24 protein-coding genes are annotated in these 26532 nt (G+C 63.4%); 11 read left to right on the top strand and 13 right to left on the bottom strand.

Annotated features, from left to right (window positions below):
- Window positions 1-116: 116 nt before the first annotated feature.
- Entirely contained in the window at window positions 117-884 is a 768-nt protein-coding gene (locus FIU86_RS14245; protein WP_152475687.1) for an NAD kinase, read from the top strand.
- 49 nt (window positions 885-933) lie between these two features.
- On the opposite strand, the gene FIU86_RS14240 is transcribed toward FIU86_RS14245, so the two are convergent.
- The 3 genes from FIU86_RS14240 to FIU86_RS14230 form a co-directional block, all read right to left on the bottom strand.
- Window positions 934-1407: a CIA30 family protein gene (locus FIU86_RS14240; RefSeq protein WP_254703850.1), complete on the bottom strand. Its 474-nt coding sequence runs from the start codon at window positions 1405-1407 to the stop codon at window positions 934-936.
- 89 nt (window positions 1408-1496) lie between these two features.
- Window positions 1497-3386 carry a propionate-CoA ligase PrpE gene (gene prpE / locus FIU86_RS14235; RefSeq protein WP_152475686.1) on the bottom strand — a complete coding sequence of 630 codons (1890 nt, stop codon included), beginning with the start codon at window positions 3384-3386 and terminating at the stop codon, window positions 1497-1499.
- Between the two features lie 121 nt (window positions 3387-3507).
- Window positions 3508-5787 (bottom strand): NADP-dependent malic enzyme, encoded by a 2280-nt coding sequence (locus tag FIU86_RS14230; RefSeq protein WP_152475685.1) that lies wholly within the window; start codon window positions 5785-5787, stop codon window positions 3508-3510.
- Window positions 5788-5943: 156 nt separating this feature from the next.
- Here FIU86_RS14230 and FIU86_RS14225 point away from each other — a divergent pair, with 156 nt between their 5' ends.
- The 5 genes from FIU86_RS14225 to FIU86_RS14205 all read left to right on the top strand — a co-directional run bounded on the left by FIU86_RS14225 (window position 5944) and on the right by FIU86_RS14205 (window position 11067).
- Window positions 5944-6336 (top strand): cytidine deaminase, encoded by a 393-nt coding sequence (locus FIU86_RS14225; RefSeq protein WP_152475684.1) that lies wholly within the window; start codon window positions 5944-5946, stop codon window positions 6334-6336.
- Window positions 6337-6339: 3 nt separating this feature from the next.
- The gene (locus tag FIU86_RS14220) at window positions 6340-7647 is read left to right on the top strand and encodes a thymidine phosphorylase (RefSeq protein ID WP_152475683.1); all 1308 of its coding nucleotides are present in this window, start codon (window positions 6340-6342) and stop codon (window positions 7645-7647) included.
- On the top strand, window positions 7644-8831 hold the full coding sequence (locus tag FIU86_RS14215; protein WP_152475682.1) for a phosphopentomutase: 1188 nt from the start codon (window positions 7644-7646) through the stop codon (window positions 8829-8831). The genes FIU86_RS14220 and FIU86_RS14215 overlap by 4 nt, the downstream gene beginning before the upstream one ends.
- 75 nt (window positions 8832-8906) lie before the next feature.
- Entirely contained in the window at window positions 8907-9539 is a 633-nt protein-coding gene (gene upp, locus FIU86_RS14210) for a uracil phosphoribosyltransferase (protein ID WP_152475681.1), read from the top strand.
- A 64-nt stretch (window positions 9540-9603) separates the two neighbouring features.
- A complete protein-coding gene (locus tag FIU86_RS14205) occupies window positions 9604-11067 on the top strand; it encodes an SPOR domain-containing protein (protein ID WP_152475680.1) in 1464 nt (487 codons plus the stop codon).
- Between the two features lie 18 nt (window positions 11068-11085).
- Here FIU86_RS14205 and FIU86_RS14200 read toward each other — a convergent pair whose 3' ends face one another.
- Both FIU86_RS14200 and FIU86_RS14195 read right to left on the bottom strand, forming a co-directional pair.
- Window positions 11086-12111, bottom strand: a complete 1026-nt coding sequence (locus FIU86_RS14200) for a hypothetical protein (RefSeq protein ID WP_152475679.1) — start codon at window positions 12109-12111, stop codon at window positions 11086-11088.
- Window positions 12112-12313: 202 nt separating this feature from the next.
- Entirely contained in the window at window positions 12314-13936 is a 1623-nt protein-coding gene (locus tag FIU86_RS14195) for an AMP-binding protein (protein ID WP_152475678.1), read from the bottom strand.
- A gap of 131 nt (window positions 13937-14067) precedes the next feature.
- On the opposite strand from FIU86_RS14195, the gene FIU86_RS14190 reads away from it, so the two are divergent.
- Both FIU86_RS14190 and FIU86_RS14185 read left to right on the top strand, forming a co-directional pair.
- Window positions 14068-14712 carry a sulfotransferase family 2 domain-containing protein gene (locus tag FIU86_RS14190; RefSeq protein WP_152475677.1) on the top strand — a complete coding sequence of 215 codons (645 nt, stop codon included), beginning with the start codon at window positions 14068-14070 and terminating at the stop codon, window positions 14710-14712.
- A gap of 175 nt (window positions 14713-14887) precedes the next feature.
- The gene (locus FIU86_RS14185) at window positions 14888-15550 is read left to right on the top strand and encodes a Hint domain-containing protein (RefSeq protein WP_152475676.1); all 663 of its coding nucleotides are present in this window, start codon (window positions 14888-14890) and stop codon (window positions 15548-15550) included.
- 87 nt (window positions 15551-15637) lie between these two features.
- Here FIU86_RS14185 and FIU86_RS14180 read toward each other — a convergent pair whose 3' ends face one another.
- From FIU86_RS14180 to FIU86_RS14145, 8 genes are all read right to left on the bottom strand, one after another.
- Complete coding sequence (locus tag FIU86_RS14180) at window positions 15638-17833, bottom strand: 3-hydroxyacyl-CoA dehydrogenase NAD-binding domain-containing protein (protein WP_152475675.1); 2196 nt, start codon at window positions 17831-17833, stop codon at window positions 15638-15640.
- A gap of 23 nt (window positions 17834-17856) precedes the next feature.
- Window positions 17857-19068, bottom strand: coding sequence for an acetyl-CoA C-acetyltransferase (locus tag FIU86_RS14175; RefSeq protein WP_152475674.1), 1212 nt, complete (start codon window positions 19066-19068; stop codon window positions 17857-17859).
- Window positions 19069-19130: 62 nt separating this feature from the next.
- Window positions 19131-19769 (bottom strand): glutathione S-transferase family protein, encoded by a 639-nt coding sequence (locus FIU86_RS14170; RefSeq protein WP_152475673.1) that lies wholly within the window; start codon window positions 19767-19769, stop codon window positions 19131-19133.
- 145 nt (window positions 19770-19914) lie between these two features.
- The gene (locus tag FIU86_RS14165) at window positions 19915-21054 is read right to left on the bottom strand and encodes an acyl-CoA dehydrogenase family protein (protein WP_152475672.1); all 1140 of its coding nucleotides are present in this window, start codon (window positions 21052-21054) and stop codon (window positions 19915-19917) included.
- A gap of 11 nt (window positions 21055-21065) precedes the next feature.
- Window positions 21066-21278, bottom strand: a complete 213-nt coding sequence (locus tag FIU86_RS14160) for a hypothetical protein (protein ID WP_152475671.1) — start codon at window positions 21276-21278, stop codon at window positions 21066-21068.
- Between the two features lie 59 nt (window positions 21279-21337).
- Window positions 21338-23116: an acyl-CoA dehydrogenase C-terminal domain-containing protein gene (locus FIU86_RS14155; RefSeq protein WP_152475670.1), complete on the bottom strand. Its 1779-nt coding sequence runs from the start codon at window positions 23114-23116 to the stop codon at window positions 21338-21340.
- Between the two features lie 40 nt (window positions 23117-23156).
- Window positions 23157-23558, bottom strand: coding sequence for a MerR family DNA-binding transcriptional regulator (locus tag FIU86_RS14150; RefSeq protein WP_152475669.1), 402 nt, complete (start codon window positions 23556-23558; stop codon window positions 23157-23159).
- A gap of 189 nt (window positions 23559-23747) precedes the next feature.
- A complete protein-coding gene (locus tag FIU86_RS14145) occupies window positions 23748-24116 on the bottom strand; it encodes a MerR family DNA-binding transcriptional regulator (protein WP_152475668.1) in 369 nt (122 codons plus the stop codon).
- Window positions 24117-24230: 114 nt separating this feature from the next.
- Between FIU86_RS14145 and FIU86_RS14140 the strand changes: the two genes are divergently transcribed.
- From FIU86_RS14140 to FIU86_RS14130, 3 genes are read left to right on the top strand one after another with little or no spacing between them, the layout of a single operon-like run.
- Window positions 24231-24653, top strand: a complete 423-nt coding sequence (locus FIU86_RS14140; RefSeq protein ID WP_152475667.1) for a PaaI family thioesterase — start codon at window positions 24231-24233, stop codon at window positions 24651-24653.
- Window positions 24650-25159: a PaaI family thioesterase gene (locus tag FIU86_RS14135; RefSeq protein ID WP_152475666.1), complete on the top strand. Its 510-nt coding sequence runs from the start codon at window positions 24650-24652 to the stop codon at window positions 25157-25159. Before FIU86_RS14140 ends, FIU86_RS14135 begins: the two co-directional genes overlap by 4 nt.
- Window positions 25152-26504: an MATE family efflux transporter gene (locus tag FIU86_RS14130; protein WP_152475665.1), complete on the top strand. Its 1353-nt coding sequence runs from the start codon at window positions 25152-25154 to the stop codon at window positions 26502-26504. Before FIU86_RS14135 ends, FIU86_RS14130 begins: the two co-directional genes overlap by 8 nt.
- The last annotated feature ends 28 nt before the right edge of the window (window positions 26505-26532 follow it).

The raw sequence follows: 26532 nt of genomic DNA, 5'->3' as shown, positions 1-26532 counted from the left end.
ACACCGGCTTTTTGAAAGGCGGTAATGCGACACATGTCACCCGCGGACCGGCATCGCTGGTACGAAGGCGCAATTTATGCTTCGATCAACTTCCAGAACAAATCAAGGTAGCCAAAATGGGCAATCCGCAGAAAATCGCCTTTGTCGCCAGCAACGTGCCCATTGCACAGACCGCCCGAGCGGCGCTTGCTGCGCGGTTCGGCGATGCGACGCCCGAGGACGCGGATCTGATCGTGGCGCTGGGCGGCGACGGGTTCATGCTCGAGACGCTGCACGCGGTTCAGAAGCTGGGAAAGCCGGTCTACGGAATGAATCGCGGTACGGTCGGCTTCCTGATGAACGAGTACAGCGAATCGGATCTGTTGGAGCGGCTGGACGAGGCCGAGGAAGAAGTCATAAACCCGCTGTTCATGTCAGCCACGGACAAGGACGGACAAACGCACGAGGCGCTCGCGATCAACGAGGTGTCTTTGCTGCGGGCGGGGCCGCAGGCGGCCAAGCTGCGGATCACGGTGGATGGGCGGTTGCGCTTGGAAGAACTGAGCTGCGACGGCTGCCTTTTGGCGACGCCTGCCGGGTCCACGGCCTATAACTACAGCGCACACGGACCAATCCTGCCGATTGGATCGGACGTGCTGGCGCTGACGGCGGTGGCGGCGTTCCGGCCCAGGCGGTGGCGCGGGGCGCTCTTGCCCAAGAACGCGCATGTGCGGTTCGACGTTTTGGACCCCGATAAGCGGCCGGTGATGGCGGATGCGGACAGCAGTTCCATCCGAAATGTCCTGTCGGTCGAAGTGCGGTCCGATCCTACCATTGAACACCGGATATTATTCGATCCGGGGCACGGGCTGGAGGAACGGCTGCTGCGAGAGCAGTTCAGCTGATCAAGGCGTTTCGCGCCTAACCTGAGCCATCAGCGAAAGGTGAAACGCTTTAATAGAATCCAACTAGGCGGACGCTGATATCGGCCTGGTGGTTGCGCCCGAAGGCGACGATCCCGACGCTGCGGATGCTGTCCGCGTCGGGCACCGCGCGCAGGAGGTTGCCGGACGGCTTGAAAGCCTCGAAAGGCAGCCTGTATTCGCGCCAGTCTGATGTGACGTCGAAGGCCGCTTGGTAGTATTGCCAGGGCAGGGAGGTGCCGGTGGTGCGAAGGTGCACGAAATAACGTTGATCGTTGCCGCGGGCCTCTATCACGACACCGTAGGCATCGGCGGACGGCGCTGTGTCGAGCTTGGTGCGGGTTTGGATGAAGCCGCCGTTGTTGGCGGTACTGACCTGGCCTGTCAGGCGCAGCACAGGCTGTCCACTTTGGGTTTCGACGCGGGCCGCGCCTTCGCTGACGCCGCCCATGACCGTGTCACCGACATATGTCCAGCGGCCGGGCTCGTTCAGGGGCAGGCGCATGAGAGCCTCCTGGGCTTGGCTGGCCATGGGCCAGAGCAGACAGGCCACGGCGACAATGGCGCGCTTGGGCTTTGCGGCAGGCCCTCCGTTCACTTGGCGAGGCCGATGGTGCGAAGCGCATCCTTGATTTCGTCCAGGATCGCGGGATCGTCGATCGTGGCGGGCATCTTGAAGTCCTGATTGTCGGCGATCTTGACCATGGTGGCGCGCAGGATCTTGCCCGAGCGGGTCTTGGGCAGGCGGTCCACGACCACGGCCAGCTTGAAAGCCGCGACCGGGCCGATCTGGTCGCGCACCAGCTTGACGCACTCGGCGGTAATTTCCTCGTGTGGGCGGTCGACGCCTTTGGTCAGGCAGACGAAGCCCACGGGCAGTTGTCCCTTGAGTTGATCGCTGACGCCGATGACGGCGCATTCGGCCACGTCCGGGTGGCTGGCGAGCACTTCTTCCATCCCGCCAGTAGATAGGCGATGGCCCGCGACGTTGATCACGTCATCGGTGCGCGCCATGATCCAGACATAGCCATCCTCGTCGACCATGCCGGCGTCGCCGGTTTCGTAGTAGCCCGGGAAGTGATCGAGATAGCTTTTGCGGAAACGGTCCTCGGCGTTCCAGAGCGTGGGCAGGGTGCCCGGGGGCAGGGGCAGCTTGATCGCGATGGCGCCCAGCGTGCCGGGGGCCACGGGGTGGCCGGCATCGTCGAGAATCTGGATGTCGTAGCCGGGCATCGCCACGGTGGGCGAGCCGATCTTGACCGGCAGCGCCTCGACCCCGACGGGGTTGCCCGCGATGGTCCAGCCAGTTTCGGTTTGCCACCAGTGGTCATAGACTGGCTTTCCGGTCATCTTTTGTGTCCACTCGATGGTGTCGGGGTCGGCGCGTTCGCCAGCCAGATAGATGGCATTGAGGCCCGACAGGTCGTATTTCTTGAGGTATTCGCCATGCGGGTCTTCGCGCTTGACCGCGCGGAAGGCGGTGGGCGCGGTGAAGAAGGACTTCACTTTGTGCTGTTCGATCACACGCCAGAACGTGCCCGCATCCGGGGTGCCGACGGGCTTGCCCTCGAACACGATGGTGGTGTTGCCGTGGATGAGCGGCCCATAGCAAATATAGCTGTGGCCGACGACCCAACCCACATCGGACGCGGCCCAGAACACGTCGCCCGGATCGACATTGTAGATGTTCTTCATGGTCCAGTTCAGTGCCACGAGATGGCCGCCCGTGGCCCGGACGACCCCCTTGGGCGCGCCCGTGGTGCCGGAGGTGTAGAGGATGTAGGCGGGATGATTGCCCTCGACCGGCAGGCAGTCGGCGGGTTCGATGCCTTTCTGGAAATCGTGCCAGTCGACATCGCGACCTTGGGTCAGGGTGGCTGTCTCCTGCTCGCGTTGGAAGATCACGCAGAAGTCGGGCTTGTGCGTGGCCTGGTCCACGGCGCCGTCAAGCAGGGGTTTGTAGTGAACGACGCGGCCCGGCTCCAACCCGCAGGAGGCGGCGATGATGCATTTCGGCTTGGCGTCGTCGATGCGTACGGCCAGCTCGTGTGCTGCAAACCCGCCGAAGACGACCGAGTGTATGGCGCCGATCCGGGCGCAGGCCAGCATCGCCTCAAGCGCTTCGGGGACCATGGGCATGTAGATGATGACGCGGTCACCCTTTTGCACGCCCTTGGCCTTTAGCGCCCCGGCGAGGCTGGCGACCCGGTCACGCAACTCCGCATAGGTGATCTTGGTAATACTGTCGGTGATCGGGCTGTCATGGATGATCGCCACCTGGTCGCCGCGCCCGGCCTCGACGTGGCGGTCGACGGCGTTGTAGCAGCCGTTCACCTTGCCGTCGCTGTACCACTCATAGAAGGGAGCTTTGTCGTCGAAGAGCGCCTTGGTGGGTTTCTCGTCCCAGTCGATCGCCTCGGCGGCCTGCATCCAAAAGCCTTCCGGGTCGTTCTTCCAGCCTTCGTAAATGTCATTGTATGCCATTGTATCCCCTCCACGGTCCTCGCGCCTCGTTTACGCCAGGGCAATGCGCCAAGACAAGACTGTCCGGGCGGCCCGTGGCACAATACCGCAAGCCGCCGCGGTGAGGAATATCCCGGACGCGTCAGCCGTAGTGCGCCACCGGAGTGCCGGCGATGGCCGCCATGTTGAGCAATCCGCGTGCGGTGATCGAGGGGGTCACGATATGCGCCCGGTTGCCCATGCCCATCAGGATCGGCCCGACCTCCAGTCCGCCAGACTTCATTTTCAGGATGTTGCGCACGCCCGATGCGGTATCTCCGTTGGAGAAAAGCAGCACATTGGCTGCCCCTTCCATGCGGTTGTCGGGCAGGAGCCGCTGGCGCAAGTCCGGATCAAGCGCGGCGTCAAGGTTCATCTCGCCCTCGTAGCAGAAATTGCGCGGCTCCCGGTCAAGGATGCTGAGCGCCTCTCGCAGGCGGTTGCCGGAATCGCTGCCCTGATTGCCGAATTGCGACTGCGAGCAGAAGGCGACATTGGGCTCGAGGCCGAACCGCTTGACGTGGCGGGCGGCGCCGATGGCGGTTTCTGCCAGTTCCTCGGGCGTGGGCCGGGTGCGCACATGGGTGTCGGCAATGAACAGCGGGCCGTCCTCGAGGATCATCATCGAAAGGGCGCCGTGCGGGTGATGCTCGGCGTCGCCCAGCACCTGGTTTACGTAGTTCATGTGCCAGCGGTATTCGCCGAACGTGCCGCAGATGAGCGAGTCCGCCTCTTCGCGGTACACCATGATCGCGCCGATGGCGGTGGTGTTGGTGCGCATGATCGCCTTGGCGAGGTCGGGCGTGACGCCGCGGCGTTTCATGATGTCATGATAGGTGGCCCAATAGTCGCGGTACCGGTGGTCGCGTTCGGGGTTCACGATGCTGAAATCCTTGTCGGGGCGGATCTCCAGACCAATGCGCTCGCACCGGGCGGCGATCACGTCGGGGCGGCCAATAAGGATCGGCAGCTCGGTCGTTTCCTCGAGAATGGCCTGAGCGGCGCGCAATACGCGCTCGTCCTCGCCCTCTGCAAAAACGATCCGGCGGGCGGCCGTGGCCGCGGCCTCGAAGACCGGGCGCATCAGAAGGGCCGACTTGAAGACCGACGCCTGAAGGTTGGCCGAATAGGCGTTGAGATCCACGATGGGCCGCGCGGCCACGCCCGAGTCCATCGCGGCCTTGGCCACGGCGGTGGGCACGACGCTGGAAAGGCGCGGATCGAAAGGTTTCGGGATCAGGTAGTCGGGCCCGAAATTCATCGGCTCGCCCTGGTAGGCGGCGGCAGCCTCGGCCGAGGTGGTGGCGCGGGCCAGCTCGGCGATGGCCTCGACGCAGGCGATCTGCATGGCGTCGTTTATGTCCGTGGCACCCACGTCGAGCGCCCCGCGGAAGATGAACGGGAAGCAGAGCACGTTGTTGACCTGGTTGGGAAAATCGCTTCGGCCCGTCGCGATGATCGCATTGGGCGCAACCTTGCGCACTTCGTCGGGCATGATTTCCGGCATCGGGTTCGCCAGCGCGAGGATGATGGGGCTGTTGGACATTTGGGCGACATGATCGGGCTGCAGCACGCCTGCGCCCGAGAGGCCAAGGAAGAGATCTGCGCCCTCGATCACATCGCCAAGCGTGCGCAGATCGGTTTTCTGGGCAAAGGCGGCCTTTTGCGGGTTCATGTCTTCGGTACGGCCTTCGTAAACGAGGCCGTGAATGTCGCAAAGCCAGATGTTTTCACGTTTCACGCCGAGTTTCAGCAGCAGGTTGAGGCAGGCGATGCCGGCGGCCCCGCCCCCGGTCGAGACGATCTTGATATCCTCAAAGGACTTGCCGGCCACGTGCAGCGCGTTCGTGGCGGCGGCGCCGACGACAATGGCGGTGCCATGCTGGTCGTCGTGGAAAACGGGGATGTTCATGTGCTCGCGACAGATTTTTTCGACGATGAAACAGTCGGGCGCCTTGATATCCTCGAGGTTGATGGCGCCGAAGGACGGCTCCAGCGCGCAGACGATCTCGGCCAGGCGCTCGGGGTCCTGCTCGTCTAGTTCCAAGTCGAAACAGTCGATATTGGCGAATTTCTTGAAGAGAACCGCCTTGCCTTCCATCACCGGTTTGGCGGCGAGCGCGCCGATATTGCCAAGGCCCAGCACGGCAGTGCCGTTGGTGACCACGGCCACCTGGTTGGCGCGGCTGGTGTAGCGGCTGGCATCGGAGGGGTTGGCCTTGATTTCAAGGCAGGCTTCGGCCACGCCGGGCGAGTAGGCGCGGGCAAGGTCGCGGCCATTCGCCAGCGGTTTCGTCGCCCGGATTTCCAGTTTACCGGGCTTGGGGAACTCGTGGTAGGTCAGTGCCGCCTGGCGCAAGGTTTCGTTCGAGTTGTCTGCCATGAGGTCCCTCTGAGAAAATTAGTTTAAGGCTAAACTATATTGTATCCGCCGGATGTTCCAGCCCTGATGATACCGGGTCACAGTTAGCTTGCATATCGAAGCTTGGCGACGCAATCTTTAAACGGCGACGACATGGGCAGAAAGCCGGGAGGCGGGATGAGTTTGCTGGAAGAGGCGCGGCGCGTCCGGGAAAACGCCTACGCGCCCTATTCGGGCTTCAAGGTCGGGGCGGCGCTGAAAACCCAGACGGGCCGGATATTTGCCGGATGCAACGTGGAGAACGTGGCCTATCCCGAAGGCACATGCGCCGAGGCCGGGGCCATCGCCGCGATGGTGGCGGCGGGCGAGACCGAGATTGCAGAAATACTGGTCATTGCCGACAGCCCGGAGCCGGTGACGCCCTGCGGCGGCTGCCGGCAGAAACTGGCGGAATTCGGTGGCGGGGATATGCCGGTCACGATGGCCACGCTGGGCGGCACGACGGTTACGCGGACCCTGAAAGAGCTATTGCCCGGCGCTTTTGCGACGCATCACATGGTGAGAGGCTGAGAGTTGGAGACGCGCGGTGTCATAGCGGCCATACGCGATGGCGACTCGGTGTCCGACGCGTCGCTCGGCGGTTTCGTGAAGGGGCTGGCCGATGGCGGCGTGAGTGACGCGCAGGCCGGGGCTTTTGCCATGGCGGTTTTGCTGAAATCGCTTGCACCCGAAAGCCGCCGCGCCCTGACGCTGGCGATGCGCGACAGTGGGCAGATCTTGCAGTGGCGCACTGATCGTCCTGTTCTCGACAAGCATTCGACCGGCGGTATCGGGGATTGCATTAGCCTGGTACTGGCCCCGGCGTTGGCGGCCTGCGGCGCAGCCGTGCCAATGATCTCGGGGCGCGGCCTGGGCCATACCGGGGGCACGCTGGACAAGATGGAGGCCATCCCGGGCGTTTCGACCGAGTTGGAGACCGCACGGTTGCAAAGGATTGTCGAGGAACTCGGGGTCGTGATCGCCGCCGCCAGCGCCGAGATCGCACCGGCCGACCGGAGGCTTTACGCGGTGCGGGACGTCTCGGGAACGGTGGAAAGTGTCGATCTGATCACAGCCTCGATCCTGTCCAAGAAGCTGGCGGCGGGGCTGACAGGCTTGGTTCTGGACGTCAAGCAGGGCTCGGGCGCGTTCATGAAGGACATTGGCGCGGCGCGGGCGCTGGCGGAATCGCTGGTGGAGACGGCGAATGCGGCCGGATGCCGGTGCAGCGCGTTGATCACCGATATGAACCAACCGCTCGCCTCGTCGGCGGGCAATGCCGTGGAAGTGGCCGAGGCGATGCGCGTCCTGACCGGAACGGTCGAGGGACGGCTGGCGAAGCTGACCTGTTATCTGGGCGGCGAGGCGCTTTATCATGGCGGGCTTTGCGACAGCCCGGAAAGCGGCACGCGCCAGGTGCTGAACGTGTTGAAGAACGGGCAGGCGGCAGAGGTCTTTGGAAGGATGCTGCGTGCGCTGGGCGGGCCGGTGCAGTTCGTCGAAACGTGGCAGCGGTTTTTGCCCGAGGCGACGATTATCCGCGAGGTGCCGGCGCAGGCGCCCGGTTTTGTCGCCGCGATTGACGGCGAGGCGCTGGGCCATGCGGTGATCGCGCTGGGCGGCGGGCGGAAGGTGGAAAGCGACCGGATCGACCCGGCCGTGGGCTTGTCCGATATCCTGCCCCTTGGCGCGGAGGTGATCGCGGGGCAGCCCCTGTTGCGCATTCACGCCAGCCGTGCGGCCCATGCCGACGCTGCCGAGGCCATCATCCGCGACGCGATGGTCATCGGTCCGGCGGCCCCTGCCGAAAAACCCCTGGTGATCGAGAATGTCGGGCCATGAGTCGGGCGTTTCTGGTGGTCATGGACTCGGTGGGCATCGGCGGCGCGCCGGATGCCGACAGGTTCTTCAACGGACCTGTTCCTGATACCGGCGCCAACACGCTGGCCCATATCGCGCAGACGCGGCCCGGAGGGCTGAGCCTGCCCAATCTTGACAGGCTGGGGCTTGGTGCGGCGGTGACGCTGGCCTCGGGTGAAAGGGCGCCGGGGCTTGGCGCGGCGCCCGAAGGGTGCTGGGGTGCGGCACAGGAAATCTCGCCGGGCAAGGATACGCCGATGGGTCATTGGGAGCTGGCCGGGGTGCCGGTGCCGTTTGTCTGGCACGTCTTTCCCCAGACGGTGCCGGCCTTTCCTCAGGCGCTGGTGGCGGCGGTCCAGCAGGCGGCTGGGGTCGATGGGATCCTTGGGAACTGCCACGCCTCGGGTACCGAAATCCTGAAGGCGCTCGGTGCAGAGCACGTGCGCACGGGCTGGCCGATTTGCTATACCTCGACCGACAGCGTGTTCCAGGTGGCCGCCCACGAAGAGCGGTTCGGGCTGGATCGGTTGCTGGACCTTTGCCGCAATATCGCACCGCTCTTGCACGAGATGGGCGTCGGACGGGTGATCGCGCGGCCCTTCGTCGGCTCCGCCTCCGAAGGGTTCGAGCGCACCGGCAGGCGCAGGGACTACGCCATGGCCCCGCCAGCGCCTACCTTGTGCGATTGGGCCCGCGCCGAGGGCCGAAATGTACACGGGATCGGCAAGATCGGCGACATCTTCTCGATGCAGGGGATCGACGACGCTGTGACTGGCAGCGATGCGGAACTGATGGAGGCGCTGGAACAGGCGGTGGCCGGGGCCGAAGAGGGCAGCCTGACATTCGCCAATTTCGTCGAGTTCGACAGCAAATACGGGCACCGGCGGGATGTGAAGGGCTACGCGGAGGCGCTGGAGCGGTTCGATGCCGGCATCGGCCGGTGCCTTGCGCGTCTGAGGCCCGGGGACCTGATGCTGATCACCGCCGACCATGGCAACGACCCCACCTGGCCCGGCACCGACCACACGCGCGAGCGGGTGCCGGTGCTGGCGGCCGGGGTCGTACCGCATGAGGCCGGGATCGTGGATTTCGTCGATGTGGCCGCGAGCGTGGCCGCCCATCTTGGGCTTGCCGAGCGCGGGCCGGGGCGGTCCTTCCTTCCTTGAGCTCTGCGTTGCCCTTCGCGGGTTTTTCTGGAAAGAACGGGTCAGTCCATGCCTGCCTTGCCGAACGGAGCCGAGATGAAAGAGCACCTGACCGTTGTGACCCACCCGCTGGTGCAGCACAAGCTGACACTCATGCGCGACAAGCATACCCCGACCGCCGTTTTCCGGCAGCTTCTGCGGGAAATCAGCCAATTGCTGGCCTACGAGGTCACGCATGAGTTGAAGATGACCACGCAGACGATCGAGACACCGTTGCAGGAGATGGACGCACCGGTTCTGGCGGGGCGCAAGCTGGCGCTGATCTCGATCCTGCGGGCTGGGAATGGATTGCTCGACGGGATGCTGGAGCTGATACCCTCCGCCCGGGTCGGATTCGTTGGGCTGTACCGCGATGAAGAGACGCTGAAGCCAGTGAAGTATTATTTCAAGGTGCCCGAGCAGTTGGACAAACGGCTGACCATCCTCGTCGATCCGATGCTGGCCACAGGCAACTCCTCGGCGGCTGCGGTCGAAATGGTGAAAGAGGCGGGCGCGACCGATATCCGGTTCCTGTGCTTGCTGGCCGCGCCCGAAGGCGTGGCCCGGATGAAGGAAGCGCACCCGGACGTGCCGATCGTGACGGCGGCGCTGGACGAGCGGCTTAACGACATCGGATACATCCTGCCTGGCCTAGGTGATGCGGGCGACCGGATGTTCGGTACCAAATAGGCCAAATGCTGTTTACTCAGCAAAAATAATAAGGCAATCTTTCCCCAATTGTCTTGGGGGCAACATGAAACTGACGCGTGTTCTGGCGATAGCTGCAATCGCCACAACTGTCGTCCACGGCGGAGCCGTGGCGCAGAGTGATTCAGGTGCAAGGGTTCCGGCGGAGTTTCCACCGTCGAGTTACACCGGACGCCAATATGTCGACAGCAGGGGATGCGTATTCATCCGCGCCGGGATCGACGGAGACGTTACCTGGGTGCCGCGTGTGACGCGGGGACGCAAGGTGATCTGCGGATTCAAGCCGTCTTTGGGTGCTGGTACCGCGACCGCATCGGCGCGCCCCGCGCCGGCGCAAACCGCCGCACGACAACCCGAGGTCATTACCGTACCGCAACAGTCCGCCGCGGCGCCGAAGCCGGCCCCGACGACCAGGCGCGTGGCGACTGCGCCGAAGAAAGTCGTGCGCCCGGCCCCGGCGTCGAAGCCCGCCGCGCCCCGCACTGCTGCAACCTCGCCCAAGATCATCACGGTCTCGCCCAGAACGGTGGCCGCGCCGAAACCTGCGCCGAAGCCGGCCCCGAAGACCCGGCGCGCGGTGCAGAGCCTGCCTGCCTGTCAGGGCGCGAGCGCGGTCTCGCAGCGCTACGTCCAGAGCAGGCCGGGCCTCGCGGTGCGGTGCGGTCCGCAAACCACGCCGCATGCCAACGTGATTTCCGGCGGGTCCGGCACCGGCACTGCCATCCGCGTCGCCACGGCAACCCCTGCGGCGCAGACGCAGCCTGCGCCCGCCTCTGTGGTACAGCCCGGGCAAGTGGTGACCCCGCGGGAGGTGCAGTCGCCGCCCGTGCGCGTGGCACCGCGCCATGTCTACGAGCGGCAGGTCAACAGCACGCGCGGCGTTTACGTGCCCGAAGGCTATCAGCCTGTCTGGGAAGACGGCCGTTTGAACCCGCAACGCGCGCACCAGACTTTTGCCGGCAAGGCGATGATGGATGTCGCCTGGACCAAGACCGTGCCGCGCCGCCTGATCAACCGGCGCACGGGGCGCGAGGTGACGCATAACTATCCCGGGTTGCAGTATCCCTATACCAGCTTCGAACAGCAGCGAGCGGCGGGCGTTATCATCGCCACACGGGGCCAGATGGTGCCCGACCCGATCACCGTCGTGCGTGGCCGCGACGGGCAGGTCCGCACCGTCAAGCGGACCCGCAATGTCGCCAAGACCGCCCTCCGCAGGCAGACCGTGAAACCAACGGTGTCGACACGGTCCTCTGCGCCCAAGGCACCGGCCAAGGCTGCCAGCCATCGCTATGTGCAGGTCGGGATCTTCAGTGCGCCGGAGCTGGCCCGCAGCGCGGCGCAGCGGCTTGCCAATGCCGGGCTTCCCGCGCGGATGGGCAAGACGACGCATAAGGGGCAACCCTACACTTCGGTTGTCGTCGGTCCGTTCGGAACGCAATCACAGCTTCAATCGGGGATGCAGGCCGTGCGCCGCGCGGGTTATCCCAACGCCTATTTCCGCAAGTGATAGGGCAGATCTGCGGCGTCAGCCGCCGCAGATGCCTTGCAGCCGCAGCCAGTCCGCATCGCTGAGGATCGGCGGTGGCGCTTCGCTCGCGAAGGGGTCGGCCTCGATCAGCCCAAGCGTGGACTCGCCGGTCACATCCAGCGCGTAGGCATAGGGCGTGGAGCGCACCGACCAGCTTTCGAAACCGTTCAGCAGCGTTTCGTCCGGTAGCGGCTCTTCGTCTTGCGTCAGCAGGTGACGGGCATAGTTCGACAAAACATCCTCGGACAACGCGCCAGTGGTCAGCAGGCGAATGCTGTCCCAGGTGCCGGCGTATTGCAGAAGTGCGTCGATCGGGTCTTGGACACTGGCGCGAAGGCGCTGTTCGATGACGAAGCCGGCCAGCACGTCGGGCTCTTCGAAATCTTCGACCAAGGCGCGGTCCAGCAGGATGGTCTTGCCGGGGAGGGCGACCGCGCCCTTCACGCCGTCGCGCATCACGTCGAGCGAGCCAGGATCGCCCCTGGCCGGAAGCCGGCTGGCCAGTTCCGACAGGGCGCGGCGCCCGTCGGGGCCGTCACAGGCCGGGCCGGTGACCCGCTCGATATGGCGGCGCAGGGCCTGGCCGATTTCGTCACGTTTCACGTCTGGCAGGACCTTGGTGGCGTGATCGCGCAACGCCCCTGGCAGCCACAGGGTTGCCAGAGCGGCGACAGCGGCAAGACTGCCCAGGAACATCACCAGCCGAAGCCGCCCCGGATGCGGGCGGGCCCGGTCGACGGCGGTGCGCAGCTTTTCGATGGCATCGATCACCTCGGACGCGTCGTCGCCCAGTTCCAGCGTCTCGCCTGCGTCGCCGTCGGGATGGTAGAGCGCCGGGCGCTTGCCCGGATTGGCCCTGGCGATGGCGGCAAGCGACCAATGGGTCAGCGGCTGTTCGCGCCGGTCGAGAATGGTCAGGGTGGCGTCACCGAGGGAAACGTAGACATCAACGCGCTGCGTGTCCGGGGACGCCCGCCACAGGCCGGATGCCTCCAGCCGTTCGTATTCGCTTAACGCCGTCATGTCGCGTGGGCCTGCTCTGCCTCGTTAGCGCGTTCGGGCCAGTGTATCACGACGAGCTGCGAACGGGCAATTGCCGATGGCACGGCGCCTAAAGCGTTTCGCGATAACCCTGAATCACAGCTTGTCGTGAAGCTCCGTGCAACAGACAACCGTTGCACGCGCTTCGCCTTTAATTGATGCCTTAGGTTAAAGGCGAAACGCTTTATTTGAAAGCCTTTCGCAATTCGAACTTCTGAATTTTGCCGGTGGACGTCTTGGGCAGTTCCTCGAACACGACCTTCTTGGGGCATTTGAACCCGGCCAGCCGCTCGCGACAGAAGGCAATGAGGTCCTGTTCAGTAACGGTGGCGGTTTCCTTGACCTCGACGAAGGCGCAGGGCACCTCACCCCACTTCTCGTCCGGCATGGCCACCACGGCGCATAGGAGGACCGCTGGGTGCATCATCAACGCGCCTTCGATCTCGACCGAGCTGATGTTCTCGCCCCCGGAAATAATGATGTCCTTGGCGCGGTCGGCGATCTTGAGATAGCCGTCCTCGTGCTGATAGGCGATGTCGCCGGAGTGGAAGTAGCCGCCGCGGAACGCTTCCTCGGTGGCCTTGGGGTTCTTGAGGTAGCCTTTCATCACTGCATTGCCGCGGATCATGACCTCACCCTGCGTTTCGCCATCCATCGGAACCTGTTCCATGGTGTCGGGATCGAGCGCGGTGATATCGTCCATGAAGGGCATGAGGATGCCGGTCCGCGCCTTGATGGCATAGCGTTCTTCCTCGGGCAGGTCGTCCCAGCGATCATGCCACATGCATTCGGTGACGTGACCGTAGGTTTCGGTCAGGCCGTAGACCTGCGAAACGTCAAAGCCCAACGGCTCGATCGCGCGCAGGGTGGCGGCAGGGGGCGGAGCGCCCGCGGTGAAGACATTGACCGCGTGATCGAACTCGCGCCGTTCTTCATCTTTGGCGTTGACGATCATGTTCAGCACGATGGGGGCCGCGCCGAAGTGGGTGACGCCCTCGTCCGCGATGGCGTTATAGATATTGGCCGCGGTGATGTCGCGACAGCAGACCACTGTGCCGCCGACCATCGGGATCGCCCAAGTGTGGTTCCAGTTGTTGCAATGGAATAGGGGAACGATGGTGAGGTAGCGCGCGTGGCGCGGCAGGGGCCATGTCACCACGCTACCCATGGTCAGCAGGTAGGCGCCGCGGTGGTGATAGACCACGCCCTTGGGCCGCCCGGTGGTGCCGGAGGTGTAGTTCAGCGCGAGGCTTTCCCATTCGTCCTGTGGCATGATCCACTGAAAATCGGGGTCGCCGGTTTCCAGGAAATCCTCGTAGAGCTGATGGTCGCCATAGGGCTTCACGCCGGCCAGATCGTCGGGCACCTCGATGATCTTGGGCGCGGGGCCGTCCATTTTGTCGATCGCCTCGAGCGTCGTGGACAGGAATTGCGGGTCGACCATCACCACCTTGGCCTCGCCATGATCGAGGATGTACGCGATCGTGTCGGCCTCGACCCGGGTGTTTATGGCGTTCAGCACTGCCCCGCAAGCAGGCACGCCGAAATGCGCCTCGGCATGGGCGGGAATATTGGGCAGGATTGTCGCCACGACGTCGCCGGGTTCGATACCGATCTTCTGCAAGGCAGAGGCGAGGCGGGTGACGCGCTCGTAATACTCCGCATAGGTCTTGCGGAAGCTGCCGTAGACCAGGGCCTCGTGATCGGGAAATACATGTGACGCGCGCCGCAGGTGCGACAGGGGCGTCAGCGGCACGTAGTTCGCGGCGGTTCTTTCGAGACCGGTTTCATCCTTCATCCAACCCATGCACGATGTCCTTTCGTGAAAGCGTATGTCCTGATCGGCAGGAGGTATCGCGTATTTCGAGGCCGAACGCAAAGCTGTTTCGCACTTGCGGCAATCTTTCCAAGCCCGACGCGATAGCCTAGCGTTCTTTCATGATCATCTCGCCCGGAAGAAACTATATCTTCGTGCACATCCCCAAGACGGGAGGCACCTCCCTGGCGCTGGCGCTGGAAGGACGCGCAATGCGGGACGACATCCTGATCGGTGACACGCCGAAAGCGAAAAAGCGGCGGAGGCGGATCAAGGATGTGCAAAGCGCCGGTCGGTTGTGGAAACATTCCACGCTGGCCGATCTCGACGGGCTGGTGACGCCCGGTTTCGTGGCGCAGGGCTTGTGCTTCACCTTGGTGCGCAACCCGTGGGACAGGATGGTCAGCTACTATCACTGGTTGCGGACCCAGACATTCGACCATCCCGCCGTCTCCAGGGCCAAGACCGCCGATTTCACCGGATTTCTCAATGCGGCGGACATGCAGGCCGCAATCCGCACCTGGGATTATGCCCGCTATATGCGCAGGGCGGATGGGCAGGATCAGGCCGGGCTTTTCATCCGGCTGGAGCATTTCGAAGACGAGGCCGAGCCGCTGTGGGATCACCTTGGGTTCCGCTTGGACCTGCCGCATGAGAACCGGTCGGACCGCGGGCAGGACTATCGCGTGTATTACAATGAGACCGATGCCGAACTGTTGTCGCGGCTGTGCGCGCCGGATATCGAAAGGTTCGGCTATCAATTCTGAACGCCTTTCGTTTCAAGTTTCAGGTTTATTTTTCGAATAGTCCGCAAATGGTCACGTTGCCGAAACAATGCCCAAATCGTGACACTTTTCCGACCAAGGAGCGTCCTGAGAATCACGCCACATGGGCCTTGTCTGCTGACGCCGTCTGCCAACGGCACAAGAGGGGAAAAGATCAATGTTCGGATGGACGTCCACGCTTGGAAAGCGCGAAAGCTTTGGGAATGCGAACGCAACAGCAGTCAAATCGGGGCTGATTTCCGGCACGAAAGTGGCGACCGGCATGGGCTGGCGCCCGGTCGAGGCGATTGCGGAGGGCGACAAGGTGCTGACCTTTGACGGCGGGCTTCAGACGATCACGAAAGTGAGCCGCGTCCGTCTGTGGAGCGGGCAGGACCACTGCCCGCGTCAGTTCTGGCCGCTGGAGGTGCCCGCGGATGCGCTGGGCAACCGCGAGGTGATGCGGGTCTTGCCGGGCCAGAATATCATGGTGGAAAGCGATGCGGCCGAGGACCTCTACGGCGACCCCTTCACCCTGATGCCCGCCGAGGCGATCGAGGGGCTTTACGGTGTCGCCCGCACCCCGCCCGAGGGCGATGTCGAAGTTGTGGTCTTGCATTTCGCCGCCGACCAGGTGGTGTTCGCGGAAAACGGGGCGCTCTTCTTCTGCCCCGCCTTTGCCGACATGGTCGATGCGGCCTTCGCCGAAGAGGCGCGCCCGTTCTACTCGGTCCTGTCGATGGACGAGGCGCGGTTCCTGGCGGTGCAGATCGAAGAAGAGATTGCCGCAGCTTGCTCCAATTCGCCCCAGGACGTTTGGGCAGCGGCTGTTCCGGCGTAGCGGCTCGCAGCTTTTCGCACCGGAACGAAGAAACCCGCGCGGTTGCCTGGCCGCGCGGGTTTTGCTTTCTTGCTCGAAAGATTGCCGCTATGCGGCTTCTGCCTGCGTGCCGAAACGTCCGTAGAAGGACTGGTTCTTGCCGGCCATCTCGCGCAGCAGATCCGGCGTCGCGAAGCGGTCGCCGAACTTGGCCGTCAACTCGTCGCATCGCTCGGCCGCGTAGGGCGTGCCGATGATGTCGAGCCACGAGAACGGACCGCCCGACCAGGGCGCGAAGCCCCAGGCGAGGATCGCGCCGACATCGCCTTCGCGGATGTCTTCCAGAACGCCTTCTTCCAGCGCACGCACCGCTTCCAGCACCTGTGCGAACATCAGGCGATGCTGCACTTCGATCAGGTCGGGCTGGTCTTCGGCATGGGGGTATTTCTCCTCCAGCCCGTGCCAGTAGCCCTGCCGCTTGCCCTTCTCGTCATAGTCGAAGAAGCCCGCGTTGGACTTGCGTCCTAGGCGGCCCTCTTCTTCCATCCAGAAGATCACCTCGTCCACGGCGGCATCCGGGTAGTTGTCGCCCATCGCGGCCTTGGTGGCGCGGGCAATCTTGGCGCCAAGGTCGATCGAGGTCTCGTCGACCAGTTGCAGCGGCCCCACCGGGAAGCCCAGCTGACGCGCGGCGTTGTCGATCAGCGCGGGCGTCACGCCCTCGGCCACCATGCGGATGCCCTCGTTGATGTAGGGGATGATGCAGCGGTTGCAGTAGAAGAACCGCGCGTCATTCACGACGATGGGCGTCTTGCGGATTTGCCGCACGTAATCCAGTGCTTTCGCCACTGCCCGTGGGCCGGTTTCCGCACCCTTGATGATCTCGACCAGCATCATCTTCTCGACGGGCGAGAAGAAGTGGATGCCGATGAACTGCTCGGGATTGTCCGATGCCTTGGCCAGTTCCGTGATGGGCAGGGTCGAGGTGTTGGTGGCGAAGATGCAATCGTCGCCCACGACTTTCAGAACTTCCTTGGTGACCTCGGCCTTGACCCCCGGATCCTCGAACACGGCCTCGATGATCAGGTCCGCGCCTTTCAGCGCGGTGTAATCGGTGGTCGCGGTGATAAGGTCCAGCGTCGCGGCCTTCTTCTCTTCGGTGGCCTTGCCGCGCTTGATGCCCTTGTCCATGTAGTCGGCGGTATAGGCTTTGCCCTTGTCGGCGGCTTCCTGTTTCTGGTCGATCAACACGACCTCCATCCCCGCCATGGCCGAGACCAGCGCGATGCCCGCGCCCATCATGCCGGCACCCATGACGCCGACCTTCTTGACCTTCTGGTCGGGCACGTCGGGGCGGTTGGCGCCTTTTTCCAGCGCTTCCTTGTTGATGAATAGACTGCGGATCATGGCCGCCGAGGAGGGGTTCATCAGGACGTTGGTGAACCAGCGCGCCTCGATCTTGAGCGCGGTGTCGAAGGGCACGAGCGCACCTTCATAGACCGCAGAGAGCAGCGCCTTCGCCGCCGGGAAGGCACCTTGCGTCTTGCCGTTGACCATGGCCGAGGCGCCAACGAAAGTCATGAAGCCCGCCGGGTGATAGGGCGCGCCGCCGGGCATCTTGTAGCCTTTCTCGTCCCACGGCTTTACGAAGCTGGGCTCGGAAAGGACCCATTCCCTGGCCTTGGCGATCAGCTCGTCGGCGGGCACGACCTCATCCACCACTCCGGCGGACTTGGCTTTCTTGGGGTCGTTCAGCTTGCCTTCGAGAAGCAGGGGCGAGGCGCCCATTGCGCCCAGCTTGCGGACAAGGCGGGTGGTGCCGCCCGCGCCGGGAAAGATGCCGACCATGATCTCGGGCAGGCCGATCTTGGCCTTGGGGTTGTCGGCGGCAAAGATGCGGTGGCAGGCGAGCGGAATCTCCAGCCCGATGCCAAGCGCCGTGCCGGGCAGGGCGGCGGCGATGGGCTTGCCGCCCTTGTTCTTGTCGTCCATGCCGCCGCGCTCGATCTTGCGCAGGATCGAGTGCATGTTCATCAGACCGTCCATCAAGCCCTGCGCCGGGTTGTCGCCGGCCATTTCCTTCATCTTGGCGATGACGTTGAGGTCCATGCCCCCGGCAAAGGTGCCCTCCTTGCCCGAGGTGATGACGATGCCTTTGACCGCGTCATCGGCCAGCGCGTCGTCAACCAGGCTTTCCAGCAGGGGCCAGCCTTCCATGTTCATCACGTTCATGGACTTGCCTTGGGTGTCCCAGGTGATGATCGCGACGCCGTCGGCGCCTTTTTCCATCGTGAAATCAGTCATGTTTCTAATCCTCGTATCCCGGGTTACACGCGTTCGATGATCGTGGCCGCGCCCATGCCGGACGCGATGCAAAGCGTGGCCAGCCCGACTTCCTTGTCCGAGCGCTCCAGTTCATCCAGCAGCGTGCCGATGATGATCGCGCCAGTGGCGCCCAGCGGGTGGCCCATGGCGATGGAGCCGCCGTTGACGTTGACCAGCTCGGGATCGACATCAAAGGCCTGCATGAAGCGCAACACGACCGAGGCGAAGGCCTCGTTCACCTCGAAAAGGTCGATGTCGCCGATGTTCATGCCGCTGTCGGCCAGGATCTTCTGCGTCGCAGGTACGGGGCCGGTCAGCATGATCGTCGGATCGGTCCCGATCTTGCAGGTCTGGCGGATGCGGGCGCGGGGCTTCAGGCCCCATTTCTCGCCGAATTCCTTGGAGCCAATCAGTACACCGGCCGAGCCGTCCACGATGCCGGAGCTGTTGCCGGCGTGGTGGATGTGGTTGATCTTCTCAAGGTGCGGGTATTTCAGCTTCGCCACGGCGTCGAAGCCGGGCATCACCTCACCCATCTGCTGGAAGCTGGCATTGAGCGCACCCAGCGCCTGCATGTCGGTACCGGGGCGCATATATTCGTCATGATCGAGGATGGTCAGGCCGTTCTGGTCCTTCACCTCGATGATAGACTTTTCGAAGCGGTTATCTTTCCACGCCGCTGCGGCGCGGTTCTGGCTCTCAACCGCCAGCGCATCGGCCTGGTCGCGGTTGAAGCCGTACTCGGTGGCGATGATGTCGGCGCTGATGCCCTGCGGGACGAAATAGCTGTCCATGGCCACGCTGGGATCCACGGCAATCGCCGCACCGTCGCTGCCCATGGCCACGCGGCCCATCATCTCGACGCCGCCGGCGATATAGGCCTCGCCCGCGCCGCCCTTGACCTGGTTCGCAGCCAGGTTCACGGCTTCCATGCCCGACGCACAAAAGCGGTTGATGGCCAGGCCGGGTATGGATTCATCGAGGTCCGAGGCCAGCACGGCGGTCCGTGCAAGGCAGCCGCCTTGTTCCATCACCTGCGTGACGTTGCCCCAGATCACGTCCTCGACCGCGTGACCATCAAGGCCGTTGCGATCTTTCAGCGCGTTCAGCACATGGGTGCTGAGGCGCACTGCGGTCACCTCGTGCAGCGCGCCGTCCTTGCGGCCCTTGCCGCGCGGCGTGCGGACCGCGTCATAGATATAGGCTTCGGTCATGTTCGGACTCCTTTGGTTGTCCTGTCGTGTCTGTTTTGGTTTGTGTGCGCGCTGAGGCCAGCTCAGGCGCGGTCCGCCGGGGAGCCCGGCATCAAGTCATAGGGATGTTTCCAGCAGGGCAGCGCCTCGATATTGGAAAGCCAGCGGTCGATATTGGGCCAGTCGGCGCGGCCAAAGCCAAAAGGCTCGGGGTAAAAGAGGTAGGCGCAGCAGGAAATGTCGGCGTTGGTCAGCCCGTCGCCGACGATCCAGTCGCGCCCCTCGAGCCGGGTGTTCAGGGTGGCGTAGGCGGCCTTCAAACGGCCTTGGGTAAAGGTGATGACCTCCGCCGGGCGCTTGTCCTCAGGCAGGAAGTTCATCAGGAACCGGGTCATTCCGGCCTGGCTGGAAAGCTTGTGATTGTCCCACAGGACCCAGCGGAGAACCTCGTACTTCTCTTCTTGGTCGCGGCCGCCGAATTTGCCGGTCTTATCGGTGACGTATTGCTGAATCACGCCGGACTGGGTCAGGCGAATATCGCCGTCGATCAAAACCGGCGCTTCGCCCATCTCGTTGACGCTCTTGCGATATACGTCGCCGCGAGTCTCGCCGCCGAAGAAGTCGACCTTCACCGGTTCCCAGTCGAGGCCGGACAGCTCTAGTGCCAGCGCCGCCTTGTAGGCGTTGCCGCTTTCGCCGAAGCAGTGCAGCTTGATCGTCATGTCCTCACTCCCAGTTTCGTTCTCTTGGCAGGCGTTGGATTTGAGTATTTCTGGAACGATGAAAGGCGGGGCGCGCTTTCACTGTTCTCCAAATGCTCTCGCCGAAGGCGCCCCGCAATTTGCGGCAGACGCGCGGGCCGAATTTTCATAGCGACCTCGAAATCAGTTCTTTCATGATCTCGTTGGTGCCACCGTAGATGCGTTGCACCCGCGCGTCGGCCCACATCTCGGCGATGTCGTACTCGGCCATGTAGCCGTAGCCGCCATGCAGTTGAACGCAGGCGTCCAGCACCTCGAACTGCGTGTCGGTCAGCCAGTACTTCGCCATCGCGGCCTTCTCGACGCTCAGCTTGCCGTGAAGGTGTTCCTCGATGCACTCGTCAAGAAAGGCGCGACAGACCTTGGTCTTGGTCAGGCACTCGGTCAGGGTGAAGCGGATGGTCTGGAACTTGTCGAAGATCGGTGCGCCGAAGGCTTCGCGTTCCTTGGTATAGGCGATGGTGCGGGCGACGGCGCCTTCCAGCGCGCCTTGAGCGCCGCAGGCGATGATCAGGCGTTCCTGGGGCAGTTGTTCCATCATCTGGTAGAATCCGCGGCCCTCTTCGCCGCCAAGGATGTTTTCCGGCGGAATTTCGACATTGTCGAAGAAGAGTTCGGAGGTGTCGCCCGCCTTCAGACCGTTCTTTTCAAGGTTGCGACCGCGAGTGAACCCCTCGGCGCCCTCGGTTTCGACCACCACGAGCGAAATGCCCTTGGCGCCTTGCTTGGGATCGGTCTTAGCGGCGACGATGATCAGGTCGGCGTGCTGGCCGTTGGTGATGAACGTCTTTTGCCCCGTGAGGCGATAGGAATTGCCCTCGCGCAGGGCCTTGGTTTTCATGCCTTGCAGGTCCGAGCCCGCGCCGGGTTCGGTCATGGCAAGCGCCCCCACCAGATCGCCCGAAACCATCTTGGGCAGCCAGCGCTTCTTTTGCTCTTCGCTGCCATAGGCCAGCAGATAGTGCGCCACGATCCCGGAGTGGATCGGATTGCCCCAGCTGGCAAGGTTGGCGCGGGACTGCTCGATGCAGATCACCGCCTCGTGGCCGAAATCGCCACCCGCGCCACCGTATTCCTCGGGGATCGAGGGGCAGAGCAGGCCAAGCTCACCGGCCTGCTGCCATATCTCGCGGTCCATGATGCCGGCCTTGCGCCAGCGCTCGAAATGTGGGCCCCATTCCTCGGTGATGAACTTGGCCGTCATCTCGGTGAGCATTTCGTGCTCGTCGGTCATCCATGCGGACATGAGGTGCCTCCCTAGCGTTTGCGGGCGTCGAGTTCTGAGTTGAAGATCCGCAAGCGGTGACCGAACGTATCCTCGTCGATCACGCTGTCGAAATTTTCGAAGAGGAAGGACAGTGCCTCGCCCTCGTCGAGCCCCGCATCCTGCGCGAATTTTCGCAAGCGGCGATAGCCGTCTTCGGTCATCGCGGCGTTGAAGCGGCGGGTCAGGCGAAAGCGTTTCGGCATGATGTCCTCCCAGTCATCGTGGCGTGCGTAGGGTGGGTTTCAAACCCACCCCACGGTCTTCAGAATGCCTCGGCTTCAAGCTCCATCACGGGCTCGGCGCCGGATTCGATGCGCGCCAGGTGCATCCCCGTCGCGGGCAGGCGGCGCTTCATGTAGAAGCGGCCCGTGGCGATCTTGGTCTTGTAGAACGCAGTGTCGCCGTCACCTGCCTCGATCGCCTCATGCGCGGCTTTGGCCATCTGTGCCCACATCAGGCCAAGGCAGACATGGCCGAAGAGGTGCATGAAGTCGTACGAGCCCGACAGCGCGGCATTGGGGTTCTTCATGCCGTTCTGCATGAAGAACATCCCGGCCTGTTGCAGGTGCTTGGAACTTTCCTTGAGCGGGTCGAGGAAGTCCTGCTTCAGCGCCGGGTGGCCTTCGTTCTCCTTGATGAACGCCTTGACCATGTCGAAGAACGCCATGACGTGCTTGCCTCCGTCCTGCGCCAGCTTGCGGCCGACGAGGTCGAGCGCCTGAACGCCGTTGGCACCTTCATAGATCATGGCGATCCGGGCGTCGCGAGCAAACTGGGACATGCCCCATTCCTCGATATAGCCATGGCCGCCATAGACCTGCTGGGCGAGGATCGTCATGTCGAAGCCCTCGTCGGTCAGAAAGCCCTTGATGATCGGGGTCAGCAGGCTGACCATGCCCTCGGCGGCCTCGTCATTGCCGCGATGCGACTGGTCGATCATCTGGCTGCCCCACAGAAGGAAGGCGCGCGCACCTTCGACAAAGCTTTTCTGGTCGAGTAGCGCGCGGCGGATGTCCGGGTGGACGATCAGCGGGTCGGCGGGGCCATCGGGGTTCTTGACGCCGGTCACGTCGCGGCCCTGCAGGCGGTCCTTGGCGTATTCCAGTGCGTTCTGGTAGGCCACGTCGGCCTGCGCGAGGCCCTGCATGCCGACACCGATACGGGCCTCGTTCATCATGGTGAACATGGCGCGCATGCCCTTGTGCTCTTCGCCCAGCAGGTAACCCGTCGCCTCGTCATAGTTCATGACGCAGGTCGAGTTGCCGTGGATGCCCATCTTCTCCTCGATCTTGCCGCAGGCGACGCCGTTGCGCTCACCCAGCGAGCCGTCTTCCTTGACCATGAATTTCGGCACAATGAAGAGGCTGACGCCCTTGATGCCCTCGGGGCCGCCGGGGATCTTGGCAAGCACCAGGTGGATGATGTTGTCGGCCATGTCGTGTTCGCCCGACGAAATGAAGATCTTCTGGCCGGTGATCTTGTAGCTGCCGTCGCCCCGCGGGTCCGCCTTGGTGCGCATCAGGCCTAGATCGGTGCCGCAATGTGGCTCGGTCAGGTTCATGGTGCCGGTCCAGTCGCAGGACGCCATCTTGGGCAGGTAGGTCGCCTTTTGATCCTCGGACCCGTGCGCCAGGATCGCCGAGGCCGCGCCGTGGGTCAGGCCTTGGTACATGGTAAAGGCCTGGTTCGCGGCCGAGAACATCTCGCCCACTGCGGTGCCGAGGATATAGGGCATGTTCTGCCCGCCAAATTCCTCGGGCAGGTCGAGCGCGGTCCAGCCGCCTTCGCGCACCTGGTCGAACGCGTCCTTGAAACCGGTAGGCGTGCGCACGACGCCGTTTTCCAGCTTGCAGCCCTCAGTGTCGCCGACGACGTTCAAAGGCGCCAGAACCTCGGACGAGATCTTCCCAGCCTCTTCCAGAACGGCGCCGGTGAAGTCACGGTCTAGCTCGGCATAGCCGGGGGTGTCGGTGGTGCTGACCTTCAGGACGTCATGGAGAATGAACTGCATGTCCTTGGTGGGCGGGGTGTAGCTCGGCATGTGGTGGTCTCCCTACATCATCACAGTGTCGGGCCGGGGATCATTCCGCGGCTTTGGGTGTCTGGCGGAGCGAGGAGATCATCCTCTCGCCCCATTTCATCTGGTCGCGCAGGTCGTCGATGGCCGCGGTCAGCTCGTCGCGTTGGCGCTCAAGCTCTTCCAGCCGGTCCTTGGCGATTTCATATGTGCTTTCCAGCTGCGTCAGCTGCTGGTCGCCCCGGTCATAAAGGTTCAAAAGCTGGCGGATTTCCTCAAGGCTGAAGCCGAAGCGCTTGCCGCGCAGGATCAGCTTGAGCCGGGCGCGGTCGCTTTTCGTGAACAGACGCTTTTGACCTTCCCTGCGCGGGAAGAGCAGCTCTTTCGCCTCGTAGAAACGCAAGGTTCGCGGCGTCACGTTGTACGCGTCGCACATCTCGCGAATGGTCATCGTTTCATCGGTCATGTCGGTTTCCGTAAATCTCGTTGCGTGGCCGGAACATGTGAGGCGATGGCTATCGGTACAACACGTAAGCAGGTTTACGTAACCACTACGTAACGTCACTTTGTGCTTTACGTAAGATCAGGCAAGGTCAACCTGCGGCCCGCGCAATTATTTTGCGGAAACGTAGAGGGTGGCCGGACGGCCGAAGGTCTAGCCGAGCGACTTTTCGGTCGAATCGCGGGCCTCTTTCAGCTCCGCGATGGACTGTTCCAGCTGTTCCTTCTGGCTGCGCAGCTCTTCCAACTGGCGGTCGGCAAGGTCTATCCAGGTACGCAACTGCGTCTCGGTGCCCTTTTCCTCATAGATTTCCAGCCACTGCCGAATGTCTTCCAGTGCGAAACCCCAGCGACGACCGCGCAGGATCAGTGTCATGCGGGCCACTTCGCGCGGACCGTAATAGCGCGAGCGCCCTTCGCGTGTCGGACTGAGCAACTCGATATACTCATAGTAGCGCAGCGTGCGCGGCGTCACGTCAAACTTGGCGCACATCTCCTTGAATGACAGGCGTTGCTCTGGCATCGCGGACCCTCCTGACGTCTACTTAAGAGACTTAGGGCGGATCGCGCAACAGGCACCCTTGCAGCGCGCCGACATTCGGGACCATAAAGAGGCGACCAAGCCGCAGGATTTTTCATGACCGACAATAACAAGATCGCCGCGCAGTTCATGGGCGCCATTCCGCATGCCAAGGCGCTGGGGATGGAGATCACGCATGTCGGCGACGGTGTGGCCGAGATGAAGATGGACTATGCTGATCATCTTGTCGGCGACCCGGAAACCGGGGTGATCCACGGCGGTGCCGTGTCGGCGCTAATGGACACCTGTTGCGGCGCGGCGGTGATGAGCCATCCGGAGTCGCCCGGGGCCACGGCCACGATAGACCTGCGTATCGATTACATGCGCCCGGCCAAGCCCGGCCAGGCAATACGGGCGCGGGCCGAGTGCTATCACATCACCCGCTCGGTTGCCTTCGTCCGGGCGCAGACGCTGGACGACGATGCGGACCGGCCCGTCGCGCAGGCCACCGGCACCTTCACAGTGGCGAGCAAATCATGAGCCGGTCGCGTCCCGAACCCGTGCAAGTCATCAAGCAACGCCGCGACGCGGCGCTTCATGCTCTGGTGGATCACGTGCCCTATATCCGTTTCATGGGGATCCAATTCGACCGTCGCGGCGACGAGCTGACCGGGGTGATGCCCTTCGAGGAAAAGCTGATCGGCAACCCGCTCTTGCCGGCCTTGCATGGCGGGGCCACCTCGGCGTTTCTCGAGGTAACATCGATCATAACGCTGAGCTGGGCGATGCTGTGGGACGAGATGGAATCCGGCGAGCTGGCTTTGGAAACCTTCGAAGCCGGCGACCTGCCGCGCCTGCCCAAGACGATTGATTTCACCGTGGATTACCTGCGCTCGGGCCTGCCGCGGGATGCCTATGCCCGCTCGGTGGTGACCCGCTCGGGCCGGCGCTATGCCTCCGTTCGAGCCGAGGCGTGGCAAGACAACCGCGCACGCCCCTTTGCACAGGCAACCGGTCACTTCCTGATGCCGCGCCGCGATGGCTGAGACACCGGCGGAGATCACGCATAAACGCGTGCTCAACATCGCCATTCCGATCGTGCTGTCGAATGCCACAGTCCCGATCCTGGGTGCGGTGGATACAGGCGTCGTGGGTCAGTTGGGCGAGGCCGTGCCCATCGGCGCAGTCGGTATCGGCGCGATCATCCTGACCGGGCTTTACTGGGTCTTCGGTTTTCTGCGGATGGGCACAACGGGCCTCACCAGCCAGGCGCACGGGGCGGGACAGACCGGCGAGGTGGCCGCCATGCTGACCCGGTCGCTGATGATCGGCGTCATGGCAGGCGTGGGCATAATCTTTCTGCAGCTGCCGTTGTTTGCGGGGGCATTTCTCGTGTCACCCGCCAGCGCGGAGGTCGAGGTGCTGGCGCGGGACTACATGGCCATCCGGGTCTGGAGCGCGCCTGCCTTGATCGCCCTGTATGGTGTCACCGGCTGGTTGATCGCGTTGGAGCGGACCCGCGCGGTGCTGGTGCTTCAAGTCGCGATGAACGGGATCAACATCCTGTTGGACCTTTGGTTCGTACTGGGCCTGGACCTGGGCGTGACCGGGGTGGCCTGGGCGACTTTCGTTGCCGAATGGTCGGGCCTGATCCTTGGCCTGTGGCTATGCCGCGACGTCTGGCGTGTGGCCGCGTGGCGCGACTGGGGCCGGGTGTTTGACAGGGTGCAGCTGGCCCGAATGATGTCGGTGAACCGCGACATCCTGCTGCGGTCCCTGATGCTGCAGGCGATTTTCATTTCCTTCCTGCTGATTGGCGGTGACTTTGGCGACGTCACGCTGGCCGCGAACCAGGTCCTGTTGCAGTTCCTGAACATCTCGGCGCATGCGCTGGATGGCTTCGCATTCGCAGCCGAGGCGCTGGTAGGGCAAGCGTTCGGACGGCGCAGTGTCGCGCGTCTGCGCCGTGGCGCGATCTTGGCCAGTGTCTGGGCCCTGACAATCGTGGTTCTGATGGCGGTTGGCTTTGCCCTATGGGGCGGGGCGATCATTGACCTGATGGCGAAGGCGCCTGAGGTTCAGATCGAAGCGCGAAACTTTCTGATCTACGTCTGTATCGCGCCGGTGGTCGGCGTGGCACCTTTCATGCTGGACGGGATATTCATCGGCGCGACACGGGCCGGGGACATGCGGAACATGATGGCGCTGAGCCTTGCGATCTACGTCGCCGCCGTCTTGGTGTTGGTGCCGTGGCTGGGCAATCACGGGCTGTGGCTGGCGCTTCTGATCAGCTTCGTGGCGCGGGGTGTGACGCTCTGGCTGCGGTATCCCGCGCTCGAGTCTTCGGTTGCTCCGGGTGCACAGACGGACACCACGGAGGCGGGTGCATAATTTGATCAAATTTTGTTTCACGGCTGGC

The sequence above is a fragment of the Roseovarius sp. THAF9 genome (genome assembly GCF_009363715.1).
Taxonomy (GTDB): Bacteria; Pseudomonadota; Alphaproteobacteria; order Rhodobacterales; family Rhodobacteraceae; genus Roseovarius.
This window is presented reverse-complemented; position numbering and strand designations above follow the sequence as displayed.